The following is a 15,711-nucleotide window of genomic DNA, read 5'->3' as shown; positions in this document are numbered from 1 at the left end:
CTCCGTCAGTCGTCCGGGAATTCCCCCCATTGTCCACCAGGTCAGTACGCGCCCGAGCCGCGCACCACGGCCGACCACGTCTTCCACATGATCTGGAGGTCCAGGGCGAGCGACCAGTTGTCCACATAGCGCAGGTCGAGGCGGACGGACTCGTCCCAACTCAGGTCGGACCGGCCGCTGACCTGCCACAACCCCGTCAGGCCCGGCTTCACGACCAGCCGCCGGTACACGTCGCCGCCGTACCGGGCGACCTCGTCGGGCAGCGGCGGACGCGGGCCGACGAGCGACATGTCCCCGCGCACCACGTTGATGAGCTGCGGCAGCTCGTCCAGCGAGTAGCGGCGCAGCACCCGGCCGACGCGCGTGATCCGCGGATCGGACTTGATCTTGAACAGGACGCCGTCGTACTCGTTGCTCGCCAGCAGCTCGTGCTTGCGGGACTCGGCGTCGGCGACCATCGTCCGGAACTTCAGGACGGTGAACTCCTCGCCGTCGCGTCCCACCCGGACCTGCCGAAACATGACCGGCCCCGAACTGGTGACCTTGATGAGGAAGGCGACGCACAGCAGCAGCGGGCTGAGCACGGCGAGCCCGGCCAGCGCGAACATCCGGTCCACGAGGTCCTTGAGGACCTTGCGCCCGCCCGCCAGCTCCGGGTGCTCCAGGTGCAGCAGCGGCAGGCCCATGATCGGGCGGATCGAGATGCGCGGGCCCGCGACGTCCATCAGCGCGGGCGCCACGACCAGCTCGACGTCGTCGCGTTCGAGCTGCCAGGCCAGGCGGCGCAGCGCCACGCCGTCCATCTCGGGGCAGGCGAGCACGGCCACCGAGTCGGCGCCGACGCGCTCCACCACCGACGCCGACGCGGCGAAGTCGCCGAGGACCGGGACGCCTTCGACGTCCCCGGCGGCGTGGCCCGGCGGGAGGCAGACGGCGACGATGTCCATGCCGTGGTAGGCCTTCTCGCGCAGCAGCCGGATGAGGTCGGCCAGCGCGTCCCGGTGCCCGACCGCGACGACCCGGCGCATGTAGTCGCCCTGCCAGCGGCGCCGGTGCAGCCACTTGCGCAGCCGGTACCGCGCGAGCAGGTTCAGCAGCGTGCCGAGCGGCATCGCCATGACCACGTAGCCGCGCGCGACCTCGGTCTTGGTCGCGTACGCGACGATCGCGACGGTCGCCGTCAGGACGAACCCGCTGCGCAGGACGCGGTGGAACTCCTCGTACCCGACGCCGACGAACCGCGGCTGGTAGGCGCGCGACAGGACGTGCGTCAGCACCCACGCGAACGGCAGCAGCGCGCCGAAGACCACGTACGGGAGGTTGCGTCCGGTGGACGCGCCCGGGAAGCGGATGACGAGCGCCGCCATGCCCGCGGCGAGCATGGACAGGAAGTCCAGCAGGACCGCGAGCCGACGGTAGCGGGCCGGCCAGTCCCGGGGCCGGGGGGCCGGCCCGGCCATGGGCGGAAGCGTCTCCGGCTCGACTCTGTCGACGACAGCCATGTACGCCTCACCAGCCCCTTTACCGCGCCCATGCCCCACGATCCACCTCGAAGACGCCCGAAGGCGGTCCCAGGTTCACAGGCGAAGGCTTATCCGCCGGTTGCTCTGGATCCTACGGATGTCCCATTGGCCGGGAAAGTCGAAGTTCGACCAGGTAGGACAGAGTTACCTAACCGGAATTTATGTCCCATATAGCCGTCATTCGCACATCATTCGCCTGATGTTCGCACCCCGGGACGGGCGGCATCATGCGGCTCTGAGCTGCGGAAACGTCCGGCCCGGCGGCGGACGGCGGGCGCACGCTGCGGTGATGCGCCCCGCCGCGCCGCGGACGGACGGCGTGCGCCCCGGTGGCCAGGTCCGGTCCGACGCCGCAGTATGTCCACTAAACAAGTCAAGAATGGCTGCGATGTTGCGGGGTCAGGGGGTGTGGAAGGCGTTCTGGGCGGCTTCCAGGGAGCCGGCCGTCAGCGCCTCCACGGCGTCGGCGGCCTGCTCGGCGTTCAGGTCCAGCTCCCGGCGCTCGGTGGCCGAGAAGTCGCGCAGGACGAACGTCGCCGCGTCCATCCGGCCCGGCGGACGTCCCACGCCGAACCGCACCCGCAGGTACTCGCGGTCGCCCAGCGACCTGGTGATCGACCGCAGCCCGTTGTGGCCGTTGTCACCGCCGCCGCGCTTCAGCCGGATCGCGCCGTAGGGGATGTCCAGCTCGTCGTGGACGACGATGAGCCGCCCCACCGGGACCTTGTAGAAGTCGCGCAGCGCCTTCACCGGGCCGCCGGACTCGTTCATCCACGAGCGCGGCTTGGCGAGGACGACGCGCTCGGCGCCGAGCCGTCCCTCGACGACGTCGGCGCGGGCCTTGTGCGCCTTGAACCGGCCGCCCGTCCGTCCGGCCAGGACGTCCAGCACGAGGAACCCGGCGTTGTGCCGGTTGCCCGCGTACGACGGCCCCGGGTTCCCGAGCCCCACCACCAGCCACGGCTCAGCCGCCATCATTCCTCCGTCCCCGGACCGAACAGCGGACGGCCCCCGCGGAAGTACCGCCCGCGGGGGCCGTGCGCGCGTCTGCCGCCGCCCGGCGGGGGCGGCGCGACCGGATCACTCTCCGGCGGACTCGGTCTCCTCGGCGGGCTGCTCCTCGGCCGCGGTCTCGGCGGCCTCCGCCTCCTCGGCGGCGGCGACCTCGGCCTCGGTCGGCTCGGCGGCCGGGCCGGCCTCCAGCGTCGCGTCCACGATCTGGGCGATGAGCGTGTCGTCGTCCACGGTGAGCTGGACGCCGGACGGAAGCTTCACGTCCTTGGCGAGGATCTGCGTGCCGATCTCCAGGCCGTCGGCCGACACCTCGACGGACTCGGGGATGTGCGTCGCCTCGGCCTCGACGGCGATCTGCACGACCGGCTGCTCGATGCGGGCGCCCGGCACCGGCTCGCCGACGACGTTCACCGCGATGTCCACGGCGACCTTCTCGCCGCGCTTCACCAGCAGCAGGTCGACGTGCTCCAGGAAGCCCTTGATCGGGTCGCGCTGGACGTCCTTCGGCAGGGCCAGCTCGGCGCCCGACGCGAGGCCCTCGATGGTGAGGAGCACGTTCGGCGTCTTGAGCGCCAGCATCAGGTCGTGGCCCGGCAGCGTGATGTGCTGCGGCTCGGTGCCATGACCGTAGAGGACTGCGGGAACCTTGCCGGCCCGGCGGGTGCGCCGCGCGGCACCCTTACCGAACTCGGTGCGCGGCTCGGCGGCGATGCGTACCTCGGACACGGCGGAAGCTCCTTGCTTTTTGCGATCCACGGCCGTCCGGCATGGACGTCCGCTGCGGACAGAGCTCAATCAGGCATGCTCGACGCGTCAGGCGCCTCGAAGAGTGCTCACGTTCCCCGGGGAGTGCGCGTCCCGTCTCACGGGACCGAACTGAGCGACCCGGGGCCTACGCGGATTCGACAAGTCTAACCGATCCCCGCCCCGCCCCACGCCACCCCGGCCGTGCGGACTCACGGGCGCGCGCGAACGGCGCCCGCGCGGGCGCTGGTGGGACGTAGGGGGGTGCTGCGCGCGCGACGTCGGGCGCGCAGCGGGGCGGGGAGCGGAGGGGTTTAGCTGTGGCCGCCGAAGAGGCTGGTCACCGAGCCGTCGCTGAAGACCTCGTTGATCGCGCGGGCGACGAGCGGCGCGATCGACAGGATGGTCAGCTTGTCGAACTGCTTGTCCTCGGGGATCGGGAGCGTGTTGGTCAGCACGACCTCGGAGATCCGCGAGTTCTTCAGGCGGTCCACCGCGGGCCCGGACAGGACGCCGTGGGTGGCCGCGACGACGACCTTCGCCGCGCCGTTCTCGAACAGCGCGTCCGCGGCCTTCACGATCGTGCCGCCGGTGTCGATCATGTCGTCCACGATGACGCAGGTGCGGCCCGCGACCTCGCCGACGACGTCGAAGACCTTCACCTCGTTGGCGACGTCGGGGTCGCGCTTCTTGTGGATGATCGCCATCGGGACGCCGCCCAGCCGGTCGCTCCACCGCTCGGTCACGCGCACCCGGCCCGCGTCCGGCGCGACGACCGTGACCCGCGTCAGGTCGAGCCGCGACTCGAAGTGGTCGGCGAGCAGGTCCAGCGCGAACAGGTGGTCCACCGGGCCGTCGAAGAAGCCCTGGATCTGCGCGGTGTGCAGGTCGACCGTGATGAGCCGGTGCGCGCCCGCCGTCTTGAACAGGTCCGCCATGAGACGGGCCGAGATCGGTTCGCGCCCGCGGTGCTTCTTGTCCTGCCGGGCGTAGCCGAAGAACGGCGCCACCACGGTGATCCGCTTGGCGGAGGCGCGCTTCAGCGCGTCCACCATGATGAGCTGCTCCATGATCCATTGGTTGATCGGAGCCGTGTGGCTCTGGATGACGAACGCGTCCGAACCGCGCACCGACTCCAGGAACCGGACGAACGTCTCACCGTTGGCGAAGTCATACGCCGAGGTCGGCGTCAGCTCCATGTCGAGGTGAGCGGCCACCTCCTTCGCCAGCTCCGGGTGGGCGCGGCCGGAGAACAGCATCATCTGCTTCTGGCCGCTCGCCTTGATCCCACTCACCTGCGACAACTCCCCCTCATAGGACTCTGTGCGCCCGTCCCGGGGAACGGGCGCCGCCGGGGGCGGGCGACGGCGGTCACGTGCCGTCCCCGTCCCGCTCGGCGCGGGCGTCGCCGGCCGCCGTGGCGGACGGCGTGCCGGCACGCTTGCGGCCGACCCACCCCTCGATATTTCGCTGCCGGCCGCGGGCGACACCGATCGCCCCCGGCGGAACGTCCTGGGTGACGGTCGAGCCCGCCGCCGTGTACGCGCCGTCCCCGACGCGGACCGGCGCGACCAGGACCGAGTTGCTGCCGACGAACGCCGCCGGGCCCACCTCGGTCCGGTGCTTGTTCACGCCGTCGTAGTTGGCGAAGATCGTCCCGGCGCCGATGTTCGCGCCCGGCCCGATCTGCGCGTCGCCCACATAGGAGAGGTGCGGGACCTTGGCCTTCTCGCCGACCTCGGCGTTCTTCAGCTCCACGTACGTCCCGGCCTTGGCGCCGCGCGCGAGCCGCGCGCCCGGCCGCAGGTAGGCGAACGGGCCGACCGAGACCTCGTCCCCGATCTCGGCCCCGACGCAGACCGCGTTGACGACGGTCGCGTCCGCGCCGACGCGGGTGTCGGTCAGCGTGCAGTTCGGGCCGACGGTCGCGCCCTCGCCGAGGTGGGTCGCGCCGTGCAGTTGCGTGTTCGGCAGGACGGTCGCGTCCGGCTCGGCGGTGACGCCGACGTCGACCCAGGTGGACGCGGGGTCCACGATCGTGACCCCGGCGCGCATCAGGTGCTCCAGGATCCGGTCGTTGAGCTGGCGGCGCGCCTGCGCGAGCTGGACGCGGTCGTTGACACCCTGCGTCCCGATCCAGTCGTCGGTGCGGAACGCTCCCACGCGGTGGCCGTCGCCGCGCAGGATGCCGACGACGTCGGTCAGGTACTCCTCGCCGCCCGCGTTGTCGGTGGTGAGGCGCTTGAGCGCGCCGTCCAGCAGGGCGCCGTCGAACGCGTACATGCCGACGTTGATCTCGCGGACGGCGCGCTGCTCGTCCGTGGCGTCCTTCTGCTCGACGATCGCGGTGACGGCGCCGTCGGCGTCCCGCAGCACCCGGCCGTAGCCGGTGGGGTCGGGCATGGGCGTGGTGAGGACGGTCGCGGCGTTGCCCTCGGTCTCGTGCGTCCGGACGAGGTCGGCGAGCACCGCGCCGGTCAGCAGCGGGTGGTCGCCGTTGGTGACGATCACCGTCCCGGGCAGCGCGCCGGTCTGCTCCAGCGCGACGCGGACGGCGTGGCCGGTGCCGCCGCGCCGCTCCTGCACGACGGGCTCGGCGGCCGGCGCGTGCGCGGCCAGATGCGCGACGACCTGCTCGCGGCGGTGCCCGACGACGACGACGAGCCGGGCGGGCTCCAGTTCGCCGGCGGCGGCCAGCACATGGCCGACCATGCTGCGTCCCCCCAGCTCGTGGAGCACCTTGGAGGTACGGGACTTCATCCGGGTGCCCTCACCTGCGGCGAGGACGATGACGGCGGCCGGGCGGCTCGCGCTCACGAAGAGGCTCCTCGGCATCGCGGACTGAATTGGAGTTCGGGGACGAACAGCGGTGTTCACCTGCGAGAACAGGGCAGGCCGAAGCCACGCTCACCCGACAACCGAAGGATACCGCCCGCCGGTGGCGCCGAACCCGGCGGCATCGCCCCGGCCGGGCGCGCGCCGTACGGCGGGGGCCGGGACGGGACGAAACCGACAGCTCCGGCGCCTGGACTCGAACCAGGAATAGCGGGACCAAAACCCGCCGTGAATGCCAATTTCACCACGCCGGACCGCAAACCGGACATCTCGCGCTACCGGAGCCGGTCCTGCGGCGCCAACTTTACCCGCACTCCCCCGCCGCCCGCCTCCCGGAATCAGCCGAGCCACGCGGGCAGCGGCTCGTGCGCGGCGCGCCACCCGGCCGGGACGGCGTCCGCGCCGCCGTGGGCGGCGATCACCCCGCCCGCGATCGCCGCCGTCGTGTCCATGTCTCCCCCGGCGGCGGCGCACGCGCGGACGGCCGCCTCGAAGTCGGCGAGATGGACGGCCGCCGCCCACAACGCGAACGGCACCGTGTCCTGCGCCGAGATCCGCGCGCCGTTGCCGAGTTCCCGGGCCGCCTCGGCGGCCGGCGCGGGCAGCAGGGCCAGCGCCCGGTCCAGCCCGCGCGCCACGGCGGAGCCCGGCGGGACGGCGTCCCGCGCGGCGGCGAGGACGTCCCCCGCCGCGACCCGCGCGCCCCGCCGGGACGCGGCGAAGGACGCGGCGACGGCCGTCGCGACGGCCCCGGCGATCCCCTCCGGATGCGCGTGCGTGACCTCGGCGGAACGGGCGGCCTGCTCGGCGGCGCGCTCCGGGTCGTCCGCGAAGTAGGCGCCGAGCGGCGCGACGCGCATCGCCGCGCCGTTGCCGTACGAGCCGCCGTCGAACAGTTCGCGCGCGGCGGTCGCCCAGTGCGCGCCGCGCTCCAGCCGGTCGAGGAGTTCGAGCGCGCCCATGCCGTAGCGGCGGCCGACGTCTCGGTGCCGGACGAACGACGCGGCCAGCGCGTCCTGGTCCACGCCGCCGTGCCGTTCCAGGACGGCCACGACCGAACACGCCATCTCGGTGTCGTCCGACCACTCCCACGGCTCGGGCGGCAGGTCGCGCAGTGCGGACAGCCCCCGGTTGGCGCGGGCGAAGAACTGGTCGCCGAAGGCGTCCCCGGCGGCGAGCCCGGCGAGCGCGTCGCGGGCGAGGGCGGAGCGGGCGGCCGGGGTGAGGGGCATGGGAGTCCGTCCGGAGAGAGTCGTCGTGACGTCGTCGTTCGTTAAGAGGGAGTCTCGTCCCCGCAAATCCGGGTACGCGACCTTTTAATCGACCGGACCCTGCCCAACCTACGGTCGCGTAGGTTACGGTGGCGTAGGTAGGCCCGCGACAGAAGCAACAGGAAAGGGTGACGCATGACTACAGCCCCCGCAGTCGACTCTCCACGCCGTGAGGCACGGCCGGAGATCGACCCATCGCCGCGCGGCGCGGCGGAGAAGGTCCTGATCGCGGCGTTCACCACGGTCCCGTTCCTGGCGCTGTTCGCGGCGGTCCCGCTCGCGTGGGGGCGCTTCCTCGGCTGGTCGGACATCGTCCTGACCGCCGTCTTCTACTTCATCTCGGCCGGGGGCATCACCGTCGGCTACCACCGCTACTTCACGCACGGCTCGTTCAAGGCGAACCGCGGGCTCAAGATCGCGCTCGCCCTGGCCGGCGGGCTGGCGATGGAGGGCCCGGTCATCACCTGGGTCGCCGACCACCGCCGCCACCACAAGCACTCCGACAAGGAGTTCGACCCGCACTCGCCGTGGCGGTTCGGCGACGACTGGAAGGCTCTCGCCAAGGGCCTCGCGTGGGCGCACTACGGCTGGCTGTTCAACGCCAACCGCACGTCCAAGCAGCGCTTCGCCAAGGACCTCCTGGACGACCGCGACCTCACCCGCATCCACCGCTGGTTCCCCGGCCTCGTCGCCGTGTCGTTCCTGCTCCCGGCGCTGCTCGGCGGCCTGGCCACCTGGTCCTGGCAGGGCGCGCTGACCGCGCTGTTCTGGGCGGGCCTCGTGCGGATCACGCTCGTCCACCACGTGACATGGTCGATCAACTCGATCTGCCACACCTTCGGCGCCGAGCACTTCGAGGTGCGCGACAAGTCCCGCAACGTGTGGTGGCTGGCCATCCCGTCCCTCGGGGAGTCCTGGCACAACCTCCACCACTCCGACCCGACCTGCGCGCGGCACGGCGTGCTGCCGGGGCAGATCGACATCAGCGCGCGCGTCATCTGGGGCTTCGAGAAGGCCGGATGGGCCCGGGACGTCCGCTGGCCGACCGCCGAGCGGGTGGCGGCGAAACGCACGAAGCGCCCCGCTTGAGCGTCACAATTGTCCCCGTGACAGAACCCGCCCCCCGGTCGCGCAGGAAGCGGATGACCGGCAAAGAACGCCGTGAGCAGCTCCTCGACATCGGACGGACGCTCTTCGCCGCGCGCGGCCTGGACGGCACGTCGGTCGAGGAGATCGCCGCGGCGGCCGGGGTCTCCAAGCCCGTCGTGTACGAGCACTTCGGCGGCAAGGAGGGGCTGTACGCGGTCGTCGTGGACCGGGAGTTCGAGAAGCTGCTCGCGCTCGTCGCCGAGGCGCTGACCTCGGCGATCCACTACCGCCGCAAGCTGGAGAGCGCGGCGCTGGCGCTGCTGGAGTACATCGAGGAGAACCCCGACGGGTTCCGCATCCTCGTGCGCGACTCGCACGGCGGGACGGGCACCGGGAGCTACGCCAGCCTGCTCAGCGAGATCGCGGGCGAGGTCGAGCACCTCATGGCGCAGGAACTCGACCGGCACGAGTACGACGACAAGTTCGCCCCGATGTACGCGCAGATGCTCGTCGGGATGGTCGCGCTGACCGGCCAGTGGTGGCTGGACGTCCGCAAGCCCCGCCGCGAGGAGGTCGCCGCGCACGTGGTGAACCTCGCGTGGAACGGGCTGTCGGGCCTGGAGCCGAAGCCGACGCTGGATCCGCGCCGTCGCCGCAAGGAGATGGAGCGGATGGAGAAGCGGGCCGAGAAGCGGGCGGAGAAGGAACGCCGCGCCGAAGAGCGGGCGCAGCGTCGGAACCCGCCGGAGATGTGAGCGGGGCCGGTGGCCGTCCGGAGTTCGTCCGGAGGGCCACCGGCAGGGGTCGCCGGTCTCGGGTCACGAGCCCGGGTCGTCGGGATACCGCCCACCGCGGAGGTAGGCACACCGCAGGGGAACGAGTCATGTCACTCCCGCGGGGGCGGCATCCTGTCCTAGGGGCCGGCGCGTCCGGCCACGACGAAGACGCGCCTGAAGGGGAAGACCGTGCCGTACGGGGCGGCGGGGTAGGCCGTGCGCAGACGCGCGGCGAGGACGTCCAGGAACGCGGGCGCGTCCGGCCCGAGCGCGGTGACGACGGGCCGCAGCGCGGTCCCCTCCATCCACCGCAGGACGGGGTCGGCGCCGGTGAGGACCTGCGTGTACGTGGTCTCCCACGCGTCCACCGCGCAGCCGTGCCGGGCGAGCAGGTCCAGGTAGCCGGACGGGTCGAGGACGACGTCGTGGCGGACGGCCCCGGCGAGGCGGTCGCGCCAGCGGGGTTCGTCGCACAGCTCGCGCAGCAGGACGTGGCTCGGCGCGTCGAAGTTGCCGGGGACCTGGAAGGCGAGGCGTCCGCCGGGCGCGAGCGCGTCGATCCAGCGCAGCAGCAGCTCGGTGTGCCCGGGCACCCAGTGCAGGACGGCGTTGGACACGATGAAGTCGGGCGGTTCGGCGGGGCGCCACGTGCGGACGTCCCCGACCGCGAACCGCAGCCGCGCGGACGCGTGCGGACGGGCCGCCTCGATCATCTCCGGGGAGGAGTCGAAGGCTTCGATCTCGGCGTCCGGCCAGCGGCGCGCGAGCGTCGCGGTCAGCTCGCCGGAGCCGCAGCCGAGGTCGGCGACGCGGCGCGGGGCGTCCAGCGGGACGCGCGCGAGCAGGTCGGCGAAGGGCCGTCCGCGCTCGGCGGAGTAGGACCCGTAGCGCGCGGGGTCCCAGACGGCCGCTGGTTGTCTCGACATCAAGAAACAGCATGCCCCGGCCATATCTTGATGTCAAGAAAGACGTCTCGATATCGAGAAAGGTAGGGTGTCCGCATGCGGGACGAGGTGGACGGACTGGTCGAGGCCTGGGGCAAGGAGCGCCCCGACCTCGACGTGCAGCCGTTGTCCGTCCTCAGCCGCATCTCCCGGCTCTCCCGCCACCTGGACCGCGCCCGCCGCGCCGTGTTCGCCGCGCACGCTTTGGAGCCGTGGGAGTTCGACGTCCTCACCGCGCTGCGCCGCGCCGGGGACCCCTACGAGCTGAGCCCGGGACGGCTTTTGCGTGCGACGCTCGTCACGTCCGGGACGATGACCAACCGCATCGACCGGCTCGCCGCCGCCGGACTCGTCGAACGCCATCGCGACCCGGCCGACAAGCGCGGCGTGCTCGTCCGGCTGACCGGCGCGGGCCTCACCCGCGTGGACGCGGCCTTCGCGGACCTGCTGCACCGCGAGCACGCCATCCTGGACGTCATGACCGGCACCGACCGCGAGACGCTGGCCGGGCTGCTGCGGACGCTGCTCGTCCCGTTCGACTCGGGCGACTAGCCGACGTCCTCGGCGAGCATCAGCCACTCCTCCTCGACCTCGGCGGCCTCCGTCTGGAGCGCCTTGAGCCGCGCGTCCAGTTCCTGGAGGCGCGCGTAGTCGGTGGCGTGGGCGGCGAGCTGCTCGTGCAGCTCGGCCTGCTGCCGGGTGAGCTTGTCCAGACGGCGTTCGAGGCGGTCCAGCTCCTTGCGGGCCTTCCAGTCCTGGCCGCTCGCCGGCTTGGCCGCCGGTTTGGGGGGCGCCACCGGGCTGAGCCCCTCGGCGCGGCGGCGCAGGTACTCGTCCACGCCGCCGGGCAGCATCGCGACGCCGCCGTCGCCGAGCAGCGCCACGACGTGGTCGGTGACGCGCTCCAGGAAGTACCGGTCGTGGCTGACGACGACGAGCGTGCCCGGCCAGCCGTCGAGCAGGTCCTCCAGCTCGGTCAGCGTCTCGATGTCGAGGTCGTTGGTGGGCTCGTCCAGCAGCAGGACGTTCGGCTCGCCCATCAGCAGCCGCAGCACCTGGAGGCGGCGGCGCTCCCCGCCGGACAGGTCCCCGACGGGCGTCCACTGCCGGTCGCCGGGGAAGCCGAGGCGTTCCAGGAGCTGGCTCGCCGTCCACTCGCGCTTGCCGACCGTGATGCGGCGGCGGATCTCCTCCACCGACTCCAGCACGCGCCGCTCCGGGTCGAGGTCTTCGAGGTTCTGCGACAGGTGCGCGAGCTGGACGGTCTTGCCGCGCACGATCCGTCCGGCGGTCGGGGCGAGGGTGCCGTCCAGGAGGCGGAGCAGCGTGCTCTTGCCGCTGCCGTTGACGCCGACCAGCCCGACCCGCTCCCCCGGGCCGAGCCGCCAGGTCACGTGCGCGAACAGGTCGCGCTCGCCCACCCGGGCGGTGACGTCCTCCAGGTCCACGACGGTCTTGCCGAGCCGCGCCGTGGCGAACGTCGTCAGCTCGACGTCGTTGCGCAGCGGGGGCTCGTCGGCGATCAGCGCCTGCGCGGCGTCCACCCGGAACTTCGGCTTGGACGAGCGGGCCTGCGGGCCGCGCCGCAGCCACGCCAGCTCCTTGCGCAGCAGGTTCTGCCGCTTGGACTCGGTCGCGGCGGCGATCCGCGCGCGTTCGGCTTTGGCCAGGACGAACGCCGAATAGCCGCCCTCGTACCGCTCGACGCGCCCGTCCACGACCTCCCAGGTGCGGTCGGTGACCTCGTCCAGGAACCAGCGGTCGTGCGTGACGACGAGCAGCGCGACGCGGCGCGCCCGCAGGTGCCGCGCGAGCCAGTCGACGGCCTCGATGTCGAGATGGTTGGTGGGCTCGTCCAGGACGAGCAGGTCGGCGTCGGCGACCAGCAGCCGCGCGAGCGCGGCGCGGCGGCGCTCCCCGCCCGACATCCCGGCGAGCGCGGCGTCGAGGTCCACCTCGGGCAGCAGCCCGGCGAGGACGTCCCGGACGCGCGTGTCGCCCGCCCACTCGTGCTCGGCCCGCTCCCCGATCACCAGGGACCGGACGGTCGCCCCCGCGGGGAACTCGTCCCGCTGCGTCAGGACGCCGAGCCGCAGGCCGCGCGCGTGCGTGACGCGCCCGGTGTCCGGTTCGTCCACGCGCGCGAGGATCCTGACCAGGGTGCTCTTGCCGCCGCCGTTGCGGCCGACGACACCGATGCGGTCACCCTCGTCCAGCCCGAGCGACACGCCGTCCAGCAGAGGCTTCGGCCCGAACGCCTTCCCGGCGTTCTCCACGTTGATCAGATTCACGACGCCCCCAGCCTAGGCGCCCGCGACCCGAACCCGTTAACCGAGCGTCCGCTCAGGGCGCGGGCGGCGCGCCGCCACCGGGACGCGGGCCGTCCCGCGGGACGTCGGTGGGGCCGCTGTAGGGGTTCTGGCCGGGCGGCGGCCAGCCGCCGGGCGGCGGCGGCGCGGGCCGGCGGCTCCTGGCCGCCGCCGCGACCACCACGACGACCGCCGCGGCCATCATCGCCACCACGATGAGACCGAACAGGATCACCAGGATCGACACACCTCCACCTCCCGAACTCACGGGCACCGCCAGAACAAGTACTTCATGACACGGCCGCCCCCGCCACCGGGCCGGTCGCCCGGACGGCGTCCCGGACGGTCTCCTCGGCGGCGAGCGCGACCGCGAGGGCGTCGGCGTGCTCGGCGGTCTCGGCGAGGAACGCGCAGGTCGGGCCGGACCCGGAGACGATTCCGGCGAGCGCACCGGCGCGCGTCCCGGCGTCCAGGGTGGCGCGCAGGGACGGGCGCAGCGAGAGCGCCGCGTCCTGGAGGTCGTTGCCGAGCGCGGCGGCGAGGGCCTTGGCGTCCCCGGCGGCGAGCGCGTCCGCCAGGTCGTCGGTCGCGGGCGGCCACGGGAGCGCGGCGTCCCCGCGCAGCCGGTCGCACTCGCCGTACACGGCGGGCGTGGACAGGCCGCCGGACGCGGTCGCGAACACCCAGTGGAACGTCCCGGCGGCGGGCAGCGGGGCCAGCCTCTCGCCGCGTCCGGTGCCGAGCGCGGTCCCGCCCGCCAGCGCGAACGGGACGTCGCTGCCGAGCCGCGCGGCGAGGTCCAGCAGTTCGGCGCGGCCGAGGATCGGGACGCCCGGCTCGTCCCACAGCCGGGCGCAGGCGACGAGCGCGGCGGCGGCGTCCGCGCTGCCGCCGGCCATCCCGCCCGCGACCGGGATCGCCTTGCGCAGACGCAGCGCGACGCGCGGCTCCACGCCGAGCCGGGCCGCGACGAGCCGGGCCGCGCGGACGGCGAGGTTGCGGTCGTCCAGCGGCACGTCGTCCAGGGCGACGCGCGCACCGGGCACGGCCTCGACGGTCACCGTCAGCGCGTCGGCGGGGACGGCGGTGACCTCGTCGTGGAGCGAGACGGCATGGAAGACGGTGACGAGATCGTGGTACCCGTCGTCTCGCAGGGGGCCGACGCCGAGCCGCAGGTTCACCTTGGCCGGGGCGCGGACGGTCACAGCGCTCACGGCCGCCAGCCTAGGCCCCCCGGCTCATTCGCCGGGCGTGACCGGGACGTTCCGGGGGTTGAAGTACGGCAGCGTGGCCAGTTCGCGCAGCGCCGACACCGCGCGGTCGTCGCCGTCCACGGCGAAGCGGCGGCGGGTGTCGCGGCGCTCCTCGGCCTTCTCGTCGGAGTCGAAGTACAGGACGGCCTTGACCTGCGGGTTCTGGAGCACGACGGCCGCGCGCCGCAGCCATTCCGCGCGCCGCGTCCCGTAGGCGACGGGCGCGCCGAACTCGCCGATCATGATGGGCTTCGGCCGGTCCTTCGCCCAGTCGAAGAACAGCTTGGTCGACTCCGACAGATCGACGTAGGCCGACGACGGGGACGGCTCGGCGTCCGTGCAGATCCAGTCCACCTGGTCGTCGCCGGGGTAGTAGGACGGCGCGTTGCGCTCGGCGAACCCGCCCGCCGTCGGGCACCACACCCACGCGACGTTCGCGACGCCCTCCGCCGCGAAGATCGCCCGGACGTGCTTCCACGCGGCGACGAAGCTCGGCGCGTCGTGGATCCTGGACGTGACCCCGTCGGCGTCCATCTCCCGCTGCCAGCGCAGGAAGACGGGCTTGCCGAGCGCCTTGACCGCGTGCGCGCGGGCCTGGATGAGCCGGTCGAAGCGGCCGGAGACGATCTCCTTGGTGTCCCCGCCCTTCCAGGTGATCATGAGCTGGCGGGGTCCGGCGGCGACGGCGCGGTCCTCGGGGCCGGGGAAGTCGGCCTTCCAGCCGTAGTAGCGCTGCACGATGTCGACCTGGCGGCCGAGGCCGCGCTCCAGGGCCGCGACGGGCGCCATGCCGGGCTCGGTGGCGCCGCGTCCGGGGGCAAGGGCCCCGGCGGACGCGGGCGGTTCGGCCGGGGCCTCGCCGGACCGTCCGTCCAGCGGCCGGGGCGGCGCCCACACGCCGAAGTAGGCGCCCTTGGCGGGCGGCTCGGGCGCGACGCCCGCGCGGGTGGTGGTGGTGATGCGGGGCTCGGCGCCGGCGCCGTCACCGCACCCGGCCGCCGGGAGCGTCCCGGCCAGTGCGACCGCCAGCAGCGCGATCGTCCGCGCCCTGTGCCCCTTCAGCATGATCATCCGCCTTGCTCCCGTCCGGTGCGCCACCGAGACGATACTGTGCGATCCGGGCGAAGGCGGTCACGTCCAGGGCTTCGCCCCGCGCGCTCGGATCGACGTCGGCCGCCCGCAGCGCCCGCTCGGCGGCGGCGGGCGACCCGGCCCAGCCCGCCAGCGCGGCGCGGAGCGTCTTGCGGCGCTGCGCGAACGCGGCGTCCACGACGGCGAAGACCTCGGCGCGCGTCGCGGTGGTCGGCGGCGGGTCGCCGCGCGTGAACGCGACCAGGCCAGAATCGACGTTGGGGACGGGCCAGAACACGGCCCGGCCGACCGGTCCGGCACGCCGCGCCGTCCCGAACCAGGCGAGCTTGACCGACGGGACGCCGTAGACCCGTCCGCCCGGCGGGGCCGTCATCCGGTCGGCGACCTCGGCCTGGACCATGACGAGCACCCGCCGCAGCGACGGGAAGTCCGTCAGCAGCCGCAGCACGACGGGCACCGCGACGTTGTAGGGCAGGTTCGCGACGAGCGCGGTCGGCGGCGGGCCTGGCAGGTCGGTGACGCGCAGCGCGTCGCCCTGGACGACCTCCAGCCGGTCCGCGAGGCCGGGCGCGCGCGCCTCGACCGTCACCGGCAGCGCGGCGGCGAGCGCCGGGTCGATCTCGACGGCGACGACGCGGCGCGCGACGGGCAGCAGCGCCAGCGTGAGCGACCCGAGCCCCGGGCCGACCTCCAGCACCACGTCGTCGGCGGCGAGTTCGGCGGTGCGGACGATGCGCCGCACCGTGTTGCCGTCGATGACGAAGTTCTGCCCGAGCGTCTTGGTCGGCCGGACGCCGAGCGCCCCGGCCAGCGCGCGGACGTCGGACGGGCCGAGCAGTATGTCCCCCACGCGTCCAGTCT

At 73.4% G+C, this 15,711-nt stretch carries 15 protein-coding genes; 3 read left to right on the top strand and 12 right to left on the bottom strand.

The window, feature by feature from the left end; all coding sequences use genetic code 11:
* Positions 1-41 precede the first annotated feature (41 nt).
* From BTM25_RS07560 to BTM25_RS07530, 6 genes are all read right to left on the bottom strand, one after another.
* A complete protein-coding gene (locus tag BTM25_RS07560) occupies positions 42-1,460 on the bottom strand; it encodes a sugar transferase (RefSeq protein WP_235828282.1) in 1,419 nt (472 codons plus the stop codon).
* A 462-nt stretch (positions 1,461-1,922) separates the two neighbouring features.
* Positions 1,923-2,501 (bottom strand): aminoacyl-tRNA hydrolase, encoded by a 579-nt coding sequence (gene pth, locus BTM25_RS07555; protein WP_168212042.1) that lies wholly within the window; start codon positions 2,499-2,501, stop codon positions 1,923-1,925.
* 102 nt (positions 2,502-2,603) lie between these two features.
* Positions 2,604-3,263 (bottom strand): 50S ribosomal protein L25/general stress protein Ctc, encoded by a 660-nt coding sequence (locus BTM25_RS07550; RefSeq protein ID WP_103561982.1) that lies wholly within the window; start codon positions 3,261-3,263, stop codon positions 2,604-2,606.
* Positions 3,264-3,595: 332 nt separating this feature from the next.
* Positions 3,596-4,576, bottom strand: coding sequence for a ribose-phosphate diphosphokinase (locus BTM25_RS07545; protein WP_103561981.1), 981 nt, complete (start codon positions 4,574-4,576; stop codon positions 3,596-3,598).
* A 76-nt stretch (positions 4,577-4,652) separates the two neighbouring features.
* Complete coding sequence (glmU, locus tag BTM25_RS07540) at positions 4,653-6,098, bottom strand: bifunctional UDP-N-acetylglucosamine diphosphorylase/glucosamine-1-phosphate N-acetyltransferase GlmU (RefSeq protein ID WP_103561980.1); 1,446 nt, start codon at positions 6,096-6,098, stop codon at positions 4,653-4,655.
* Between the two features lie 356 nt (positions 6,099-6,454).
* Complete coding sequence (locus tag BTM25_RS07530; RefSeq protein WP_103561979.1) at positions 6,455-7,348, bottom strand: ADP-ribosylglycohydrolase family protein; 894 nt, start codon at positions 7,346-7,348, stop codon at positions 6,455-6,457.
* 174 nt (positions 7,349-7,522) lie between these two features.
* Here BTM25_RS07530 and BTM25_RS07525 point away from each other — a divergent pair, with 174 nt between their 5' ends.
* Together BTM25_RS07525 and BTM25_RS07520 are read left to right on the top strand one after the other, a co-directional pair.
* A complete protein-coding gene (locus BTM25_RS07525) occupies positions 7,523-8,476 on the top strand; it encodes an acyl-CoA desaturase (RefSeq protein WP_103561978.1) in 954 nt (317 codons plus the stop codon).
* Between the two features lie 53 nt (positions 8,477-8,529).
* Complete coding sequence (locus BTM25_RS07520; protein ID WP_103561977.1) at positions 8,530-9,231, top strand: TetR/AcrR family transcriptional regulator; 702 nt, start codon at positions 8,530-8,532, stop codon at positions 9,229-9,231.
* A gap of 158 nt (positions 9,232-9,389) precedes the next feature.
* On the opposite strand, the gene BTM25_RS07515 is transcribed toward BTM25_RS07520, so the two are convergent.
* Positions 9,390-10,178 carry a trans-aconitate 2-methyltransferase gene (locus BTM25_RS07515; protein WP_103561976.1) on the bottom strand — a complete coding sequence of 263 codons (789 nt, stop codon included), beginning with the start codon at positions 10,176-10,178 and terminating at the stop codon, positions 9,390-9,392.
* Positions 10,179-10,253: 75 nt separating this feature from the next.
* On the opposite strand from BTM25_RS07515, the gene BTM25_RS07510 reads away from it, so the two are divergent.
* Positions 10,254-10,748 (top strand): MarR family winged helix-turn-helix transcriptional regulator, encoded by a 495-nt coding sequence (locus tag BTM25_RS07510; protein WP_103561975.1) that lies wholly within the window; start codon positions 10,254-10,256, stop codon positions 10,746-10,748.
* On the opposite strand, the gene BTM25_RS07505 is transcribed toward BTM25_RS07510, so the two are convergent.
* The 5 genes from BTM25_RS07505 to rsmA are packed head-to-tail and all read right to left on the bottom strand — an operon-like array spanning position 10,745 to position 15,700.
* Complete coding sequence (locus BTM25_RS07505; RefSeq protein ID WP_103561974.1) at positions 10,745-12,487, bottom strand: ABC-F family ATP-binding cassette domain-containing protein; 1,743 nt, start codon at positions 12,485-12,487, stop codon at positions 10,745-10,747. The genes BTM25_RS07510 and BTM25_RS07505 overlap by 4 nt on opposite strands.
* Before the next feature lie 52 nt (positions 12,488-12,539).
* Positions 12,540-12,752 (bottom strand): hypothetical protein, encoded by a 213-nt coding sequence (locus BTM25_RS07500; RefSeq protein WP_103561973.1) that lies wholly within the window; start codon positions 12,750-12,752, stop codon positions 12,540-12,542.
* 43 nt (positions 12,753-12,795) lie between these two features.
* Positions 12,796-13,710, bottom strand: a complete 915-nt coding sequence (locus tag BTM25_RS07495) for a 4-(cytidine 5'-diphospho)-2-C-methyl-D-erythritol kinase (RefSeq protein ID WP_103561972.1) — start codon at positions 13,708-13,710, stop codon at positions 12,796-12,798.
* A gap of 33 nt (positions 13,711-13,743) precedes the next feature.
* Positions 13,744-14,829, bottom strand: coding sequence for a glycoside hydrolase family 26 protein (locus BTM25_RS07490; protein WP_103561971.1), 1,086 nt, complete (start codon positions 14,827-14,829; stop codon positions 13,744-13,746).
* Entirely contained in the window at positions 14,741-15,700 is a 960-nt protein-coding gene (gene rsmA / locus BTM25_RS07485) for a 16S rRNA (adenine(1518)-N(6)/adenine(1519)-N(6))-dimethyltransferase RsmA (protein WP_103561970.1), read from the bottom strand. Before rsmA ends, BTM25_RS07490 begins: the two co-directional genes overlap by 89 nt.
* Positions 15,701-15,711 lie beyond the last annotated feature (11 nt).

The sequence above is a fragment of the Actinomadura rubteroloni genome, from assembly GCF_002911665.1.
In the GTDB taxonomy this organism is placed as follows: Bacteria; Actinomycetota; Actinomycetes; order Streptosporangiales; family Streptosporangiaceae; genus Spirillospora; species Spirillospora rubteroloni.
Note: the sequence above shows the minus strand (reverse complement) of the source record. Positions and strands in the feature narration are given on the sequence as shown.

Excerpts from the sequence above, each read along its gene's own strand:
- BTM25_RS07530 (WP_103561979.1), bottom strand. The coding sequence starts at position 7,348 with ATGCCCCTCACCCCGGCCGCCCGCTCCGCCCTCGCCCGCGACGCGCTC.
- pth (WP_168212042.1), bottom strand. The coding sequence starts at position 2,501 with ATGATGGCGGCTGAGCCGTGGCTGGTGGTGGGGCTCGGGAACCCGGGG.
- BTM25_RS07515 (WP_103561976.1), bottom strand. The coding sequence starts at position 10,178 with ATGTCGAGACAACCAGCGGCCGTCTGGGACCCCGCGCGCTACGGGTCC.
- BTM25_RS07520 (WP_103561977.1), top strand. The coding sequence starts at position 8,530 with ATGACCGGCAAAGAACGCCGTGAGCAGCTCCTCGACATCGGACGGACG.
- BTM25_RS07490 (WP_103561971.1), bottom strand. The coding sequence starts at position 14,829 with ATGATCATGCTGAAGGGGCACAGGGCGCGGACGATCGCGCTGCTGGCG.
- BTM25_RS07510 (WP_103561975.1), top strand. The coding sequence starts at position 10,254 with ATGCGGGACGAGGTGGACGGACTGGTCGAGGCCTGGGGCAAGGAGCGC.
- BTM25_RS07560 (WP_235828282.1), bottom strand. The coding sequence starts at position 1,460 with ATGGCCGGGCCGGCCCCCCGGCCCCGGGACTGGCCGGCCCGCTACCGT.
- BTM25_RS07525 (WP_103561978.1), top strand. The coding sequence starts at position 7,523 with ATGACTACAGCCCCCGCAGTCGACTCTCCACGCCGTGAGGCACGGCCG.